Here is a 17,902-nt window from a genome sequence, read left to right as displayed (position 1 = left end):
GCAAAATCCTCTATTTTTTAATTAGTTTAATCTTATAACAAACAGAAAATGAGAAAATTGATTCTACTTGGGGTATTAGGAGCCGTTGTCTCTTGTCATTGCCCAAAAACAGCACAATCCTGTACACAGACCGTTGCTAAAGAAGACTGGGGGAATCCCAATGAAGTAAAAGCACAAGGCAAATTTCAGCTTTCAGGACTTCCTTATGGATACAGTGATTTAGAACCTTACATAGATGGTCGTACTATGTCCATTCATTATTCCAAACATTATTTGGCTTATACCAATAATCTTAATAAAGCAATTGCAGGGACTCCTTTAGAAACACAAAGTATTGAACAAATCCTAAAGGGAATGGATTTGAGTAATAAAACCTTACGCAATAATGCAGGAGGTTATTACAATCATACCTTTTTTTGGGAAGTAATGACTCCTAAGAGAACCGCTCCTCAAGGGAAGCTTTTAGCTCAAATTAAGGAGGATTTTGGTTCTCTTGAGAACTTCAAGAACCAATTTGCCGACGCTGCTGCCAAACAATTCGGATCAGGCTGGGCATGGCTCGTAGTAGGTCAAGATGGTAAGCTCCACATAGGAGACACCCCTAACCAAGATAATCCCCTTATGCCTGGAATGGCAATACAAGGAACACCTATCCTTTGTTTGGATGTATGGGAACATGCCTACTATCTAAAATATCAAAACCAGCGACCTAAATACATTGACGCTTTCTTTAATGTAATTAACTGGGACATAGTAGCTAAAAAATTTGAAACCGCTACCAAATAAGTACCTTTTCATGATTTATTTAATATAAATAAAGACACTCAACCTTTTTCAGTTGTTGAGTGTCTTTTGCTTTAGAGAAGTTAAAGAATTTTACTTAAAAATCTACTGTTACCTCTAATTTCTCAGTAATATTTGCAGTGAGAATCACTAGGAGAACTGTCATATCTTTAAAAATAGATAGTTCAAACTTTGTATAAGTTTCTTGTTATTCTGTGAGAGCCTCCCCAAAATGTTGAATTGTTGAATTACTTTCTCGTCCGGAAACAGCTTTGCCCATAGCCTTTTCAATTAGATTGAGAAGGCGTTTCGCTCTATCTACAATAAAGGCATCAAAACTATCTATTTTAAGTAAAGTTGGGTTTATATTATGGGATTCTAAGGCATTATCTATTTTATCTTCTGACACTCCTTTATTCCGAATGGTCTGAATATAAAGACTTGGAGCTTTACCGCCTATTGAACGATTAGTTATAGCATAAATAGGTGTCTTATTTACTACAGAGTTCCATTTTCTTTGTGGCAAATTTTCCTTTATGCAATATGCTTGCGGAAAAATATGGTGGATATCTGTAAGTTCTGATAGATAATTAGCGATTCCCATATCTTGTCCGCTCATAAAATCTTTAGGGTGTTGTCTGTTGATTAAAGCCATAACCCCTTTGTACGCAGCGCTGTTGCGAGTTTGCAACCATAATAAACGAATAGCATCAAAGCTTGCCCTTGTAACAGTTTCAGGAACGGCATTCTCATTCTCCATCCACTTAAAGATTCCCACTATATCTTGGACAAATCTGGTCTCATTGGCACTGCCATAAAGTTCACCAAAAACACCACACCAAAACCATTTAGCTAATAAATCCAGATTCTGCATTAAACTTAGTTTTTTGCCATTCAAATTATCGTAGGCAAAGATGGCTGCAAGTGGAATGAGCTGAGTACTATAGGGAATGTCTATTGACTTGTAGATTCCTTATTGAACCATAAAATTAGCGGCACAAGTGAAACCCTGCTTCAAATCTTCAAGATGGGCGAAAAAATCCTCATATTCTAATTTCAATACATCTTTTTTCTTACAGGAAACAGTTTGCCGTTCTCCTTTTTTCATTTTTAAGTATGATAGGAGGAGCGTCATTGAGGTAAGGAAATTTGGTCCAGAAAGATCCTTGAGTAAATCATCGTTTCTTTCGTTGAGTTTTGTTTTCAGCGTATTCCACTCTTCTCGTAGGTTTTTACTACCCATTGCGGCAAACTTTGCTGTAACAAGTTCGAATACTGTGAGTGTAACCCCACCTGTATTTACATTCTCAAAGATCTGGCATACAGCCTCTGGAGTGGTATCTTTGGCAAGGGTGATAACAGGGAATGTATATTTCTTCAAAGGTTCCAAAATTTCCTGCTGGAATTTTTGAACAATGGGCATTGCCTCTTTATTATAAGTAATTAATCCCCATATCCAATCCATAGTGTTTGAAAAGGTTAGGTTAAGAGGAAACATCAGATTCTTATATTCATCTTCTCTTGTACGTAAATCAAGAATGATTTCTCTACCTATATTTTCTGTCTTGATTTTATCGTCAGATATAGATATAATGGCATCCAATCGGTCTATTTCTGGATCAATAGCTTTCTTTATATCCATGTAATAGTATCGTTTGATGATACTATCTTTATCTGTATCCATCCTTGTAATAACAGGTTTATCGCTCATAAACACTTGGTAAAGGGTTGTAAGACGCTGTTGACCGTCCAAAACCAATGAATCGGGCACTACACTCTCGTATTGCTTATCCACTCCCTCAAATAGACGATATTTGAATTTTACACTTGTATCAGCACTATAATCCAGAAACATCGCTGCTCCCATAGGGAAATCTGAGGTCAGACTTTCTATGAGTTTGCAAATTCTCATATCATCCCACACCCAACTGCGTTGGAAATCGGGTAATTGACTTTTACCATTACCTACTGTCTTAAGCAATTCGGACAGATTAGTATCATTTGATTTTACTGCCATAAATTTATGATGGTTATCCCTGTAAAATGTATTTACGTAGATACTTGTTTAATATTCGCTTTCTCTTAAAAATCTACGGTTACCCCTAATTTCTCGGCAATAATTGCATTGATATACTCCGAAAGGGCAGGGATTTTTACACTTTCCAATACGGTATTGGCAAAAGCATAAGTAAGCAAGGCAGCCGCTTCTTTTTTGCCTATCCCACGAGTTTGTAAATAGAACAAGGAATCTGCACTGAGAGAACCTACGGTACAGCCGTGTGAACACTTCACATCGTCAGCGAAGATTTCGAGCTGGGGCTTGGTGTATACCGTTGCTTTATCGGAGAGAAGGATATTGTCGTTTTGCTGATAAGCATTCGTTTTCTGGGCGATTTGCTCTACCATTATCTTCCCATTGAACACATTGGTCGCCTCTTCATTCACAATACTCTTATAATCCTGATGGCTCTCACAGTTGGGATGTGCGTGGTTCACCAGCGTATAATGGTCGGTATGCTGGGTACCTTTAAGGATACTCAATCCTTTGAGGGTAGACTCCAAATATTCGCCTTGGTGATAGAAATTGAGGTTGTTGCGGGTGAGTGTGCCGCCAAACGAGAAGGTATGTACGCTGGCGTGGCTATTTGCTTCTTGCGAAATATAGGTGTTATCGATAAGCGATGCGGTAAGACTATCGTTTTGCAGTTTGTAATAATCGAGGAAAGCACTTTTAGCTACAAATACCTCGGTTACCGCATTAGTGAGGATAGCCGTCGCAGCATCGGATAGGTTTTGGTGCATCTCAATAACTTTGAGTTGGGCATTCTCACCTACGACAATGATATTGCGTGGTTGGTAGCAAGTGGTCTCTTTTCTATCATTGAAATACAGTAATTGTATAGGCTTCTCTACCACTTTCCCTTTAGGTACTTCTATATATACCCCTTCTGAGGCAAAAGCCGTGTTGATGGCAGTAAATATATCGCCTTTTTCAGTGTTAGCATTAAAGTATTTTTGGATAAAGGCTTCTCCTCCCTTGTGCAAGGCTTCCAATAGAGACGTAACAGTAACACCTGTAAGCTCTTTGCTGGACATTTCGGGGCTGTAATAACCGTTTACAAACACGAGCTGATAACAATCCGCAATAGCGTACTTATATAATACTTCAGGCAAAAGGGTTGTCTTTTTATTTACAGGTTGCCACAAGTGGTAATCGGTAGCTTGGAGTTCCGTGAGGGAGGTGTATTTCCACGCTTCCACTTTTTTATTAGGGAAACCTTTTTCGGCAAAGAAACTAAGGGCTTCCTTGCGAATGTCTTTTAATATATCATCTTTATGTGGGAATGCCTCAAAGGCAGCTACCCATTTTTCTTTTAAATTCATAGTCTAATTTGCTAATTCTTTAAGCCAATCATACCCTTTAGCCTCTAATTCTAAGGCGAGGTTTTTGTCGCCTGTTTTTACGATTCTACCATCGGAAAGCACGTGTACATAGTCTGGGACAATATAGTCTAAGAGACGTTGATAATGAGTGATGACGATCACAGCATTGTCTTTGCTTTTGAGTTTATTCACTCCATTCGCCACAATGCGGAGAGCATCAATATCGAGCCCAGAGTCGGTTTCGTCAAGGATAGCGATTTTAGGCTCAAGCATAGCCATTTGGAAGATTTCGTTGCGCTTCTTCTCACCGCCAGAGAACCCTTGATTGAGAGAGCGAGAAAGGAAGTCGGGGTTGATTTCAAGGAGGGCTGCTTTTTCTCGTATTTTTTTGAGGAGTTCAGCAGCAGGTATATCAGGGAGTCCTTGAGCCTTACGACTCTCGTTAATAGCAGTTTTGATGAAGTTAGTTACCGAAATGCCAGGTATTTCTACAGGGTATTGGAAAGACATAAAGATGCCTTTATGAGCGCGTTCTTCGGGAGCATTGTCTAACAGACTTTCACCATTGAGGAGAATTTCTCCCTCAGTAACCTCAAAGTTTTCATTACCTGCGATTACTGAAGAGAGGGTAGATTTCCCTGCCCCATTAGGACCCATAATAGCGTGTACTTCGCCTGCTTTTATTTCTAAGTCAATCCCCTTAAGGATTTCTTTGCCGTCTACACCAGCGTGGAGATTTTTTATTATTAACATCGTTATTTATTTTATAATTTATTGAATTGCTGTTCTTTAGTTATTGCTAAAAATATCATCAGTGTGTATGCTAAGGGTTGGAAACTTCTACATACGAATACCTCATACAGAGGGTCTAATGGGTTGTAGTGATTTTCATAAGTCTATTGTCTTTTTGAGTTGAACTCTACTAATTTTTTCCAATCAATATCGCCGTTCCTCTTGCAAAAGCTGTTAGAAAACTCTCTGGTGAACTTATTTATCATTTGTGTGTACGACAACATAAAACCTTCGTTTTTCTCTCTTGCCTGATGCCCTAAAGGCTCAATAAGTTCAGTATATAGTTTTTCATATCCCGATATAAACTGCCAAAACTCCTGACCACAATATTTAAAATAATCACCTTTATCAGGCTTCCTATCTATACCATAACAGCAGCCGTTAATAGCTACTACATTTATTTGCGAATTGCTTATGCGAAGTGTTTTCTTTGCAGTTTTAAAATCAGAAATCATCTTTTTAATCTGAGAACTGTTTCCCCAATTATTTCCTGATTTTATAGTAACAATATAGCGTATATTATCCTTGTCAAATTCTAAATCTATTCCTGTTATCCCTGACTTATAGCCTCCGTATACTTCATTATTTATAAAGATAGCTAATCCTTCAAGCCAATTGCCAAATATGGTTTCTTCATTAGATGATATGTGTGCGTCTACAATACCTCTAATAATTTGCTCAGAAGTCTGCATATACTTAGCTTTGAATAGATAAGGATTTTTTCTTTTTAAAACTTGAGATAGTTTTAACTTATCAAGGCGTTCTATTCTTTTTGAGTGAAAAGTAGCTATATTTTCTTCTACATATTTAACAACTTTCTTAATATCTAATGTTTCCATACTATCCAAATCTCAGTTGTGCTTGGTAAGGTTCTTCTATTTGTTCTTTTATCATTTGGTAATATTCGTCCATAAGTTCTACTCCTATAGCGTTGCGCCCCATACGTTCGGCTACAAAAAGAGTGGTACCACTTCCAGCAAAGGGGTCGAGCACGGTATCGCCTTCTTGGGTGAATAGTTTAATAAACCACTGTGGTAACTCTTCGGGGAAAGCAGCACTGTGTTTTTTGTTGTTGCATTCTGTTGCTAAATGCAGCACATTGGTAGGATAAGCCTTATCGCGACCTATCCAATTAGAAATATTTTTACCAAAACCACTACCTACTTTAGAGTTATCGCGGAGTTTGTCAGTTTCTGATAAGTTCTTCAAACGTGTTTTAGCCCAATCGCCCATCGGTACCATTACTTCCTCCTGATACATCGCAAATTTTTTAGTTTTGTTGAACTGTAAAAGCCGCTCCCACGCATCTCTAAACCTATTAGGCCATTTACCTGGGTAGGAGTTTTTTTTATGCCAAATAAACTCTTCAGTCCATAGCCAACCTTGTTTGCGCATAGCCAAGATAAGTTCCATCACATAGGTGCTACGCTCGCCATTTACTACTTTTTCTTTGATGTTAAGAATAAAAGTACCTGTGGGTTTCAGCACCCTAAGCAACTGAGCTGATATAGGCAAAAACCATTCCACATATTGGTCAGTAGTAACGCCTCCGTAGGTGCTTTTGCGCTGGTCGGCATAAGGCGGAGAGGTTACTATCAGGTCAATAGTATTGTCAGGAAGTCCTAAAAGTACTTCCGCACTATCGCCGTGAAATATGTCTATAGTTACATCATTCATTATCTTTTAGCTCCTTAAAAAACTCATTGTAAGTCAGTTGTAAGGGAAAGTCTAAACCACTCTCCAATTTTTCTTTTAGTACAATCAATTCATCTTCTACAAGTTTCCTACCCAATATTTCTTGAGCTTGAGTTTGAACATCATCTATTGTTATCATATAGAGTACTTGATTGCTTTCCATTTTTCTGCTCAGGTTTATCTTAAGGGTGCAAAGTTCCGATATTATTTTGAATTATGCAAAATAAAGTCGTTAGTCCTTAGTTATCAGTCGTTAGAAATCAAACAAGAATACATTCACTCCCTTACAAGTTATCCAAGTATTTTCGACCTCGTTAAAGTTTGTACAGCTATAGTTGTTCTCTTTTATGTATTTTCCCCTCTCCTTTGGAGAAGTCCGTGAGAGCGAAGTAAGTGAGGATCGGGATAAGTTCTTTAATTGCCCAACTTATACACATGCAAGGCGTCCGCTTGGTGAAGTGGGGTAACAGTGATATCAGTAATTTGAATTTTATCCGGCAGATTGACAATATAGGCGATGGTATCAGCAATATCTTCAGCATAAAGAGGAGTGATACCCTTATACACGTTTTCGGCTTTCTGCTCATCGCCTTTGAAACGTACCTTGCTGAAATTAGTTTCTACCAAGCCTGGTTTTACAGTCGTTACCTTAATTTTCTTGTCCATTAGCTCTATACGCATGGCATCGCTAAGGGCTTTTACGGCAAACTTGGTCGCACAATAGATACTGCCATTGGGGTAGGCTATTTCCCCCGCTACCGACCCAATGTTCACGATGGTGCCCACCTTGTCAGTGGCAAGCATCAGCGGAATCACACTATTGGCAATATAGGTAAAGCCTTTGATATTGGTGTCAATCATCTGGTTAGCATCTTCCATAGCATAGGTATGGAGGGGCTGCAACCCTATTGCCAAGCCCGCATTGTTGATGAGTATATCTATTTGTTGCCATTTTTCGGGTAAGGACTGGATATTTTTCGCCACCTCTTGGTAGTTTCTCACGTCAAAAACTAAGGTAATGATCTCAACAGCGTGTTCTTTTTCGAGTTTTGCTTTCAGATCTGCTAATACATCAGCTCTACGGGCGCAGAGAATGAGGTTAACACCCATTTGAGCCAACTTTTCAGCTACTGCTTTACCTATACCGCTGCTAGCACCTGAGATAAAAGCGATTTTTCCTTTAATACGATTTGGTTCCATTTGTTTAGATATTTAAGTGTTAGGTTATTTCCATATCTGATTCATTACCTCCTCAACAGTAGGCTGGTGATACTTACCCTCTTTATCTTTTGTGGTATTGAACACAGTAGGGTCAAAGTGCGGACAGTTGAGTTCTAAAAACTGAAAGAAGTAGCCATCACTGTAAAACATATAAGGCATAAACTCCCATTGAAAATCGTTTTCGCACTCAAATTCATTGTCTATAATGATACGTACAAAAGCAGCGATGTCTTCACGAGTAAGGTTGTTGTGTTTTACAGGGTCGGGCATTGCCAAATCAAAGGCAAAAGCTTCAATACCATTGCCTTCCCACCATTCCCATAGCCAAATATTGGAAAGGTCTTTACCAGTGAGCTCACTGAGGTATTGCTCCATCGCCTTGTATTCTTTTTCAAACACTTCTTCGGGTGTGTCTTCACTTTGGGCATCATAAAAGGCTTCATAGTCTTGTAGACGTTTTAATACAAGAGGGTAGAGTTTTTCAGCAGTTGCAAAATCGGGGCGTAGTTCTTTTCTAAGGTTTTTCATTTTCGTTAATTTTAATCATCGTACGTTGTGTAATCCCATTGCAGACCATAATTTCCTAAATCATTTAATAGTTTATCAAAAAGAGCTTTTTGGGTAGTCCCTATAAAGATAGCTGTAGGTTTTCCAGTATCTCGGTGTATAGAGAGTGTTATCACAAGCTTAAAATCTTCATCGGTAAAGGTGCGTTGTCCTTCCCAACTGAGAGAGGTAAGTTCGGTATATTGTTTTTCTATATGGGCAACTGCTCCTGTGGGTACTTCAAAGTCTTCCATTTTCCAACCGCCCATTGCATTAGCATTGTAACGCAAGCCTCCCATCACACCGTTGTAAATAGCTATGTACAGCCAAAAGTCGGAGAGTGTTTGAGTTTCTAATACCCAATCTGGGTCGGTTTCTGAGCCGTAATTTCCCCAAACTGGAGGGTTAGAGATTGTCAAATCCTCTTTGCGAATTGCCCACATTACCACCCCTTGGTTCTCTTCACAAAAGCAAAGGTAATCCCCTGCAAAGTACAACTGCTGGGGTGTTGCTAAACTGTTAAACGACTGGTTTACGCTTTTCGTTGCCCCTAACTGTAAGTAATACGCTCGGAACTCCTCAGGCAAGGTGATGAGTAAGCGTTTTTCGGCTTTTAACAACTGTACTTGCGAGAAGCCTTTAGAGTCCTTGGGTGTGAGATTATATAGTTTTTTGATGTTTTCCATATCAATATTTGTGCAAATAGAATCCTCATATCATATTGCTAAACTCACCTGCTACAAAACTGTGCTCTTCATCCTCTATCACTACTTTGTAAAGAAAAAAGATTTTTCAACATGATAGAGAGGGTCTATTACTTTTACCCATTCTCCTGTTTCTTTCCACTTATAATCAAAGATATTCACTCCAAATAGCTTTACTTGTCCTTCCATTCCTGAGGTTTCAAACTACCATGTTTTTTGTTTAAATAATTTCATTTTAGGAGGTTAAGTTTTAGGTGTTAGCATTTATCATTTAGTCTTACCCCACACTACCCTCCAAAGAAATCTCTAATAGTTTTTGAGCTTCTACGGCAAACTCCATGGGAAGCTTATTGAGCACTTCTTTACCAAAACCATTTACTATCAATGAAATAGCTTTTTCGGTATCTATCCCTCTCTGGTTACAATAGAATATCTGATCCTCCCCTATTTTTGAAGTAGTCGCCTCATGTTCTATCTGAGCAGTAGGATTCTTTGCTTCTATGTAAGGGAAAGTATGTGCACCACACTTATTTCCCATAAGTAAGGAGTCACACTGAGAGAAATTACGTGCATTCTTAGCAGAAGGTACTACCTTTACCAAGCCACGGTAACTATTCTGTGATTTTCCCGCTGAAATTCCTTTAGAAATGATCGTGGATTTGGTATTATTCCCTATATGAATCATCTTAGTACCCGTATCAGCTTGTTGAAAATGGTTAGTTACTGCAATAGAGTAAAACTCTCCTATGGCATTGTCGCCCTTGAGTACTACAGAAGGGTACTTCCAGGTAATGGCAGAACCTGTCTCTACCTGTGTCCAAGAGATTTTCGCATTCTTTTCAGCTAATGCACGCTTGGTTACGAAATTATATACACCTCCACTTCCATCCTTATCTCCAGGAAACCAATTTTGTACAGTAGAATACTTGATTTCTCCTCCTTCCATAGCGATAAGTTCTACTACAGCTGCATGGAGCTGGTTTTCATCACGCTTAGGTGCAGTACAACCTTCTAAGTAGGACACATAAGCTCCCTCATCCACAATGAGGAGGGTACGCTCAAACTGTCCTGTACCTGCTTGGTTGATGCGAAAGTAAGTAGAAAGCTCCATTGGACAATGTACCCCTTTAGGCACATAACAAAAAGAGCCGTCAGTGAAAACTGCCGAATTCAATGCTGCATAGAAATTATCCGTCTTAGGTACTACTGTTCCCAAATATTTGCGAACAAGGTCTGGATGCTTTTGGATTGCTTCCGAAATAGAACAGAAAATAACCCCCTTCTCTGCTAATGTTCTCTGGAAAGTAGTGGCTACTGAAACAGAGTCCATAACCACATCCATCGCTACAGTAGGCTTTTCTTCCACTCCGGAAAGTCGCTTTTGCTCCTCAAGAGAAATACCCAACTTATTGAAAGTTTCCAAGAGTTTAGGGTCTACTTCGTTCAAACTGTTGAGTTTAGGTTTTTGTTTAGGGGCGGAATAATAGGCAATATCTTGAAAATCTGGAGTTTCAAACTCTAAATTTGCCCAATGGGGAGGCTCAGGCATTGCTTTCCAAATTCGAAAAGCCTCCACACGCCAATCGGTCATCCATTGAGGTTCATTTTTCTTCTTAGAGAGTGCAACAACAACCTCTTCATTAAGTCCTTTAGGAAAAGTGTCGGACTCAATATCAGTATAGAAACCATACTTGTATTCACTATTTTCTAATTCTTCCTTGAGTTCTTCTTCTGTATATTTTGCCATTCTACAATATATTTCAGATTCAACATATTGAATAAAAGATTGTTAAATCTTTTAACTCACTTTCTTTATACTTATTCTTATTAAGGGACAAAAGTACTATTTTTTCTGTACTTATGATATATTATTATAGGTTAAAGTATATATAAAAAATGCGGGGTGCACATGCGCACCCCGCATTCCAATTTATCTTTATACAAATTATTCTACGATAGTAGAAATACTTACACGGTTCCAATCTGGTTCGCTAAACATATCACCGATACCATTTCCTTCAGCTTGAATACGGTCAGCAGCAATTTTGTAACGGGAAACCAAGATTTTCTTAACAGACTGAGCACGATCAGCAGCTAATTTCTGATTTTTCTCTAAATTACCTTCTGGAGAAGCATATCCTTTGATAACTACCTTACTATTAGGATATTTTTTAAGGTAAGTAGCGATACGTTCTACGTTAGGCAACTGAGATGGTTCAATATTAGTTCTACCTACACGATAAGTAACTACAGATTCTAAAGTTTTCTTACTAGTAGTAATTGTTTTTTCAATCACCTGAGGTTTTTTGTTACGAGCTTCTTCCAAATCTCTTTCTAACTGAGCAATACGTCTTTGACTTTCAGAGAGTTGATCTTCTTTTCCTCTTAGGTCACTACGTAACCCCGCCAATTGTTTGTTAAGTGCTTCTAATTCTTCTCTGTTAGAAGGTCTAGTGAAGTGATGTGCTCCATTACTTCCTTTAAAGCGATATACTACGCCAGCGGTAAGCTGAGTAAAAGAAGCTGAACTATTCAAACTATTTATAGAATTTTTAGCTGGTGTATCTACTGCATAAACAATAGCAGGACTTAGCTTAATACCCCATGCTTTGCTTTGACCTAAGTTGAACAACAAATTAGAACCAAACTGAGCACTCATTCCATTAGTAATACTATTTTCACGTGTATTTACCCCTGGAATAATGTTTTGTATGTATTGGTGCATCCAACCTAATCCAGCAAAACCTTCTACTTCGAAGAAGCGAGGAGCCTCTTTGTATCCTGCAAAAAGATTACTTAAATTCACAGTACCAACTAAACTTACATTAGTTTGGTCAATAAAATTACCATACTTAGGATCATCATCAACTAAGTTAGGACGTACATAAGCCATCCCTTCTAATCCAAGACGGAAAACAGGAGAGATTTGTTTGCCAATCTCAGCTCCAAAAGTGGCACGGGTATTTTTAAGGAAAGCCTCTTGAGTAGTGTAAGAGAATCCACCAGCTTTCACACCTACTTGCCAGTTGTCAAAAAATTTGCTGTTGCTTAGTGTTTCTTGTGCGTTAGCACTTACTGCAGCTGTAAATATAGCTGCGAGAGTTAAAATATTCTTTTTCATAAAAAATTCTTTTTCTAATTCTTTATTTAATTCGGCGCAAATATATAACTTTTTTCGCTATCAAAAATATTTTGAAGAAATAAATATGTCTTTTATAATATATATAACACTTTTTATAATTTCATAAAGGTCTATCTGTTAAATTTATTTGCTATATCTGCTATAGCAGAATAAAAAAGTTTCCCCTTATAACCATCAAGGAAAATAAAGAAGGTGTTCAAAAGACTCTTTAAACACCTTCTTTTCATGAGTCTAGAACTCCCTACTAATAATTATTGGTAGGAGAGACAAAGATTTCTTCTTTTTGCTCAGTACCGCTAATGCGTTCTTGTAAGTGTTGGAAGATCACAAAGAGTACAGGGATGACTACCAATCCAAAGAAAGTCCCAATAAGCTGTCCTGCAGCAGCTCCCGTAGCGACAGAACGGTTCCCTGATGAACCAACTCCAGTGGCAAATACCAAAGGCATCAATCCTACAATAAAAGCAAAAGAGGTCATTAAAATAGGACGTAAACGTGCCATTGCTGCATTAATCGCCGCTTTAGAAAGGCTTTCCCCATGTCGTCGCCTTTGTACGGCAAACTCTACAATCAAAATCGCATTCTTCGCCAAGAGTCCTATCAACATAATGAGTGATATTTGGAAGTAAATATTATTCTCCAAACCAAAGAGCCATTGTCCTAAGAAGGCACCAAAGATCCCAAAAGGTAAGGACATGAGTACTGAAAGTGGTAAAAGATAACTTTCATACTGAGCAGAAAGAATAAAATAAGTAAATATCAAGCTGAGCATGAAGATGATAATAGTTTGTGTTCCTGCGTTCTGCTCCTCACGAGTAAGCCCTGTATAATCTATACCATAGTTAGAATTAAGGGTTTGAGCAGCAACTTCTTCTACAGCTTTTACAGCATCTCCTGTACTGTAACCAGGATTGCTATTTGCTGAAATAGAAACAGAAGTAAAGAGGTTATAACGACTCAAAGATTGAGGACCAAATACTCGATTCAATGTTACAAATTCTGAAATAGGAGCCATCTCACCATTTCCTGCTCTCACAAAGAGCCCATTAAGGCTATTTATATCCTTACGTGATTCTGGTAAAGATTGCACCATTACACGGTACTGCTTCCCATAAAGGGTAAAGTCAGTAGCATAAAAGCCTCCAATGTAATTCTGTAAGGTGGAGAGAATAGAACTTACCGAAATTCCTGATTGCATAGCCCGCTCTACATTAATATCCATTTGATACTGTGGATAATTAGTGTTAAAGGATGTCTGAACATATTGTATCTCAGGTCGTTTCATAAGAGCGTCCATGAACTGTTGAGTAGTTTTACTCACCTGACTAATCTCATCACCGGACTTATTAAGTAACACAAGAGAGACTCCATTACTTATACCGAATCCTGCTACAGAAGGTGGTTGGAAGAAGAGAAATCGTGCATCCTTAATATGAGCAACACTTGCAAAGGCTTTGCCTATAATAGCTTGAATACTTTGATCAGGATGTTTGGCACGCTCCTCGAAAGGTTTGAGGGTAAAGAAGCCCATACCATTATTACTACCTGACCCAGAGAGCATCCCATTCCCCGTAATATAGGTAAAGTTGGCAACTCCGGGAATATCACTAAGGGTTTTGCTGGCTTCTCTCAGCACATTGGCAGTACGCTCCATAGAAGCTCCTGGAATAAGTTCCACATTCATCATCACAAATCCTTGGTCTTCACTGGGTACAAAGCCCGATTGTAGGTTCTTATTAGCATAATAAATTCCTCCTCCTGCTATCGCAAAAAGCACTAAGGTAATCCACTTATGACGAAGGAAGAAAGTAAAAGTCTGTCCGTACTTGAGCGTAGCGGTATTGAAGGCAATGTTGAACTTGTGAAAAAACTTACCTATCCAAGATTTTTTCTCATATTCCTTATCTCCATGAGGCTTAAGAAAGAGAGAACACAATACTGGACTCAGGGTAAGCGCATTAATAGCTGAAATAATAATTGCCACAATCAAGGTAATCCCAAACTGCTTATAGAATACCCCTGTGGTACCACTGATAAAAGTTACAGGCACGAATACTGCCGCCATCACCAAGGTAATGGAGATAATAGCTCCTGTTATTTCATTCATCGCTGAAATAGTCGCTGGCTTTGCCTTCTCATGAGTCTGTTCCATCTTGGCATGGACAGCCTCGACCACCACAATGGCATCATCTACCACAATACCAATAGCCAATACCAAAGCAAACAAAGTAAGCATATTGATAGAATAACCAAAGAGATTCAAGAAGAAGAAGGTACCCACAATAGAGACTGGTACGGCTATGGCAGGAATCAGTGTGGAACGAAAATCCTGTAAGAAAACATACACCACAAGGAACACCAAAAGGAAGGCTTCCAAAAGAGTAGAAACCACTTTAGAAATCGCAGCATCCAAGAAAGTATTTACATTAAAGTTGATAGAATAAGTAATTCCTTCAGGGAGGGTTTTCTCAATAGATTTAAGGTATTTGTCAATATTCTGTACCACCTCATGAGCATTGGCGCCAGGAGTCTGGGAAATCCCCATAGAAACGGCAGGGCGCCCTTTACTCTCAGCAAAGCTGGAGAAAGTAAGAGCATCAAGCTCTACCTTGGCAACATCCTTTAACCGAAGTACCCGTCCGCCATCCAAAGCCTTAATAACTACATTCTCATACTCAGAGACTTGGTTATATTTCCCTTTATACTTGATCACATATTCATAGGATCCCCCACTATTTTGCCCCAAAGTACCCGCAGCAGCTTCCAAACTTTGAGCAGAGATCGCTGCAGTAACTTCCGTAGGGTTCAGCTTATAGGCTTGGAGTTTTTGAGGATCCAACCATACGCGCATGGAATAAGTTTTGGCACCAAACACATCGGCATCTCCTACTCCATTGATACGCTTAAGAGCAGGGATTACGTTAATACTCAAATAGTTTTGCAAAAATACATCATCCAACTCTGGATTTTCGGAGAAGAAGGAAAGGAACATAAGATTTCCAGATGTGCGTTTCTCCACGGTTACCCCTGCTTGTTTTACCTCAGCAGGAAGAATTGCATTAGCATAGGATACTCGGTTCTGCACCATTACCGCTGCATTATCGGCATTGGTACCATGTTTAAAATATACGGTGATACTTGCCCTACCACTATTGGAAGCGGAAGAAGTAATATAGTCCATATTTTCCACCCCGTTGATCTGTTCTTCCAAAGGAATCACCACCGCCTTAAGTACCGTTTCAGCATTGGCACCTCCGTAGCTGGCACTTACTTGTACTGTAGGTGGCGCAATTTCAGGGTATTGGGAAATAGGCAAAGAAATAATTCCTAAGATCCCTAAGATGACTATCAAGATAGAAATTACCGTTGATAATACCGGTCTGTTAATAAAATTCTTTATCATATAAAATTAATTATTCATTATTAAAAAAGTCGTTATTTGTATAAACTCTCCTCCAGCAAAAGGATGATTATAGAAAGAAATAGATATTTAAAATTCTTGTTTGGTAGGGCGTAAAGTGATTTCATTGATGGCTACCTCTTCAGGCTCGCCAATAGCATAAGCAATCGCACGAGCAACTGAATCGGCAGGGATCTCGTATTCCTTATAGAAAGCCTGAATATTAGCACTGGCTTCAGGGTCGGAGCTACCATACTTGAGTTCGCTCTCCACCGCACCAGGGTAGAGGGTAGTTACACGGATATTGTCCTTAGCTACCTCCATACGTAAACCTTCACTAATCGCTTTAACAGCGAACTTAGTGCCACTATACACCGTACCACGCCCTGCTGCCACACGCAAGCCTGCCACTGATGATAGGTTGATGATGTGTCCACTGTGTTGTTGTTGCATCGTAGGGAGTACTGCTGCAATGCCGTAAAGTACTCCTTTAATGTTAGTATCAATCATTCTGTCCCATTCCTCTACTTTAAGTTTTTCCAATGGTGCTTGAGGCATAATGCCTGCATTATTGATAAGCACATCTATACGGGAATAAGCATTAAGCGTTTCCCGTACAATATGTTCCACATCGGAGCGTACGGCTACATCAGCAACCATTATGAGGGCTTCTCCACCTTGACTTTTAATGGTTTGAGCCAATTTTTCCAGACGTTCCCTTCGACGAGCTGCCAAGGCTACCTTTGCTCCGTACTTTGCTAAGAGTAAAGCTGTTGCCAGACCAAGTCCACTGCTGGCACCGGTGATAATCACTACTTTATTTTTAATATTTTCTTCCATTATTATATATTTAAAATTCTAATACATTTCCTCTTTCATTCTCTACGGATTAATAGTAACGATTTTACCCTCACGGCGCACTACAATCTTTTGATTATTCTTGCGTTTTTGGGCAATCATTCGCTCATAAGCAAGAGATAAACCTTTTAAAAGTTTTTCTTCTAATATATCTTTTTTAACTTCTTTCTTTTTCATAGCTGTTTTTCATTTGATTATAGAGGTCTGTATTATAAATTATTTCTTTCTCTCCTTTGTATTTCTTTGCAATAGGAGTACGTTCTCCCTCTGAATTATCAAATATATAACAAATATCTACCATATCGATATAGATAGCAAAGAGATTGGCAATCCCGTTATGATACCTTCTTTCAATGGTTTGAGAGGGAATGCTATGCCCTCCTTCAGCAACGCGCTGAGCGACCCGCTTTTTAGCCATATTGGGCGAGTCTAACCAAAAGAACAACAGGGTAACCTCATAGCCATTGGCTTGCGCCCATTCTATTTTTTGCTTATAGCTTTTAGTAGCCAAAGTAGTTTCAAAGGCAAAAGTTTCTCCTTTTTGCAATAGTTCGTCCATACGAGCGAGCATTATTCTACCGGCTTGCATAGCTACGTTTTCGGGCTGGAAAGGCGATAGCCCCTTGGCTATCTCGTCGGCATTGATAAACTCTTTACAGTCGAGTACTTCGGGCAAAATGGTAAAGGAAGCGGTGGTTTTTCCCGCGCCATTACAACCTGCTATGATATAGAGTTTTTTGCTCATTCTGTTGTGTTTATATATTGGCTATATATATTCTTCAAATTTTCCTGAGCGCAAAGCTACCGTTTGCTCTTGTATAAGGTTTTGCATCTGTTCTTGTAGAGCTACGTCTTTACCATTGTTGACAATAATTACCCTTGTAGCGCGGAGTATCAAGCTATTACGCATTGAAAACTCAAGCAGTAAATCATTCTCTTTTACGGCTTTTTTTAGTACTTGTTCGCGTTCTTTTATCGCTTCCAACGAAAGAATATTAGCAAAAAAGTTAGTAAAAAGATCTTGCGCCTCCTTAAAAGAAGAAGTATATTGGGTAACCTCTTTATAACGTGCAAAAATAGCCTGTTTTTGCGCCTCTGTACACAGCGGATTGTTATAGAAAACGGATAAAATATCCCAAAAAGTATCCCATAGAGGAAACTCTTCGTCTAATGGTAACTTGATGATTTCCTCATAATAATACATTATGGGTTCATATTTCTCTTCTATATGGAAGCTATCCAACAACGATTCCAACAGAAAACTATCACTATGGCGCTTGATACGGAATTTTTGTATCTTTTTAAGCCGTTGCCACAATCTTTTTTCTGCATCGGTGGTGCAAAAAGGAGCTATTTCTGATAAATAGATGTTCATTT

19 protein-coding genes are annotated in these 17,902 nt (G+C 38.8%); 1 reads left to right on the top strand and 18 read right to left on the bottom strand.

The annotated features are described in order from the left end of the window. The first annotated feature begins 48 nt into the window (after positions 1-48). The gene (locus VJJ03_RS00930; protein WP_009744838.1) at positions 49-786 is read left to right on the top strand and encodes a superoxide dismutase; all 738 of its coding nucleotides are present in this window, start codon (positions 49-51) and stop codon (positions 784-786) included. Positions 787-991: 205 nt separating this feature from the next. Here the strand turns inward: VJJ03_RS00930 and VJJ03_RS00925 are convergent, their stop codons facing one another. The 18 genes from VJJ03_RS00925 to VJJ03_RS00840 form a co-directional block, all read right to left on the bottom strand. After that, positions 992-1,657 carry a hypothetical protein gene (locus VJJ03_RS00925; RefSeq protein WP_323973263.1) on the bottom strand — a complete coding sequence of 222 codons (666 nt, stop codon included), beginning with the start codon at positions 1,655-1,657 and terminating at the stop codon, positions 992-994. Between the two features lie 99 nt (positions 1,658-1,756). Next, a complete protein-coding gene (locus VJJ03_RS00920; protein ID WP_323973261.1) occupies positions 1,757-2,800 on the bottom strand; it encodes a DUF262 domain-containing protein in 1,044 nt (347 codons plus the stop codon). 65 nt (positions 2,801-2,865) lie between these two features. Next, entirely contained in the window at positions 2,866-4,167 is a 1,302-nt protein-coding gene (sufD, locus tag VJJ03_RS00915) for a Fe-S cluster assembly protein SufD (RefSeq protein ID WP_323973260.1), read from the bottom strand. Positions 4,168-4,170: 3 nt separating this feature from the next. Next, a complete protein-coding gene (gene sufC, locus VJJ03_RS00910; RefSeq protein WP_323973258.1) occupies positions 4,171-4,920 on the bottom strand; it encodes a Fe-S cluster assembly ATPase SufC in 750 nt (249 codons plus the stop codon). 143 nt (positions 4,921-5,063) lie between these two features. Next, positions 5,064-5,798 (bottom strand): PmeII family type II restriction endonuclease, encoded by a 735-nt coding sequence (locus tag VJJ03_RS00905; protein WP_323973256.1) that lies wholly within the window; start codon positions 5,796-5,798, stop codon positions 5,064-5,066. Between the two features lies 1 nt (position 5,799). Continuing rightward, entirely contained in the window at positions 5,800-6,636 is an 837-nt protein-coding gene (locus VJJ03_RS00900; protein ID WP_323973254.1) for a site-specific DNA-methyltransferase, read from the bottom strand. After that, complete coding sequence (locus VJJ03_RS00895; RefSeq protein ID WP_323973252.1) at positions 6,629-6,817, bottom strand: hypothetical protein; 189 nt, start codon at positions 6,815-6,817, stop codon at positions 6,629-6,631. The genes VJJ03_RS00900 and VJJ03_RS00895 overlap by 8 nt, the downstream gene beginning before the upstream one ends. Positions 6,818-7,068: 251 nt before the next feature. Then, the gene (locus VJJ03_RS00890) at positions 7,069-7,854 is read right to left on the bottom strand and encodes an SDR family NAD(P)-dependent oxidoreductase (protein ID WP_323973250.1); all 786 of its coding nucleotides are present in this window, start codon (positions 7,852-7,854) and stop codon (positions 7,069-7,071) included. Between the two features lie 24 nt (positions 7,855-7,878). Beyond that, on the bottom strand, positions 7,879-8,403 hold the full coding sequence (locus tag VJJ03_RS00885; protein ID WP_323973248.1) for a hypothetical protein: 525 nt from the start codon (positions 8,401-8,403) through the stop codon (positions 7,879-7,881). Positions 8,404-8,414: 11 nt separating this feature from the next. Beyond that, positions 8,415-9,107 (bottom strand): SMI1/KNR4 family protein, encoded by a 693-nt coding sequence (locus VJJ03_RS00880; protein ID WP_323973246.1) that lies wholly within the window; start codon positions 9,105-9,107, stop codon positions 8,415-8,417. Positions 9,108-9,188: 81 nt separating this feature from the next. Then, positions 9,189-9,314: a hypothetical protein gene (locus VJJ03_RS00875; protein ID WP_009744828.1), complete on the bottom strand. Its 126-nt coding sequence runs from the start codon at positions 9,312-9,314 to the stop codon at positions 9,189-9,191. A gap of 88 nt (positions 9,315-9,402) precedes the next feature. Further along, positions 9,403-10,872: a Fe-S cluster assembly protein SufB gene (gene sufB, locus VJJ03_RS00870; RefSeq protein WP_323973244.1), complete on the bottom strand. Its 1,470-nt coding sequence runs from the start codon at positions 10,870-10,872 to the stop codon at positions 9,403-9,405. A 198-nt stretch (positions 10,873-11,070) separates the two neighbouring features. Further along, positions 11,071-12,246 carry an OmpA family protein gene (locus VJJ03_RS00865; protein ID WP_009744826.1) on the bottom strand — a complete coding sequence of 392 codons (1,176 nt, stop codon included), beginning with the start codon at positions 12,244-12,246 and terminating at the stop codon, positions 11,071-11,073. 265 nt (positions 12,247-12,511) lie between these two features. Beyond that, complete coding sequence (locus tag VJJ03_RS00860) at positions 12,512-15,670, bottom strand: efflux RND transporter permease subunit (protein ID WP_009744825.1); 3,159 nt, start codon at positions 15,668-15,670, stop codon at positions 12,512-12,514. Between the two features lie 87 nt (positions 15,671-15,757). Next, positions 15,758-16,507, bottom strand: coding sequence for an SDR family oxidoreductase (locus VJJ03_RS00855; RefSeq protein WP_323973242.1), 750 nt, complete (start codon positions 16,505-16,507; stop codon positions 15,758-15,760). Between the two features lie 42 nt (positions 16,508-16,549). Beyond that, entirely contained in the window at positions 16,550-16,702 is a 153-nt protein-coding gene (locus VJJ03_RS00850) for a hypothetical protein (protein ID WP_323973240.1), read from the bottom strand. Then, positions 16,683-17,270 (bottom strand): zeta toxin family protein, encoded by a 588-nt coding sequence (locus tag VJJ03_RS00845; protein WP_323973238.1) that lies wholly within the window; start codon positions 17,268-17,270, stop codon positions 16,683-16,685. The genes VJJ03_RS00850 and VJJ03_RS00845 overlap by 20 nt, the downstream gene beginning before the upstream one ends. Before the next feature lie 21 nt (positions 17,271-17,291). After that, complete coding sequence (locus VJJ03_RS00840) at positions 17,292-17,900, bottom strand: hypothetical protein (protein WP_009744821.1); 609 nt, start codon at positions 17,898-17,900, stop codon at positions 17,292-17,294. Positions 17,901-17,902: the final 2 nt, after the last annotated feature.

The sequence above is a fragment of the Capnocytophaga sp. G2 genome (assembly GCF_035282625.1).
GTDB lineage: Bacteria > Bacteroidota > Bacteroidia > Flavobacteriales > Flavobacteriaceae > Capnocytophaga.
This window is presented reverse-complemented; position numbering and strand designations above follow the sequence as displayed.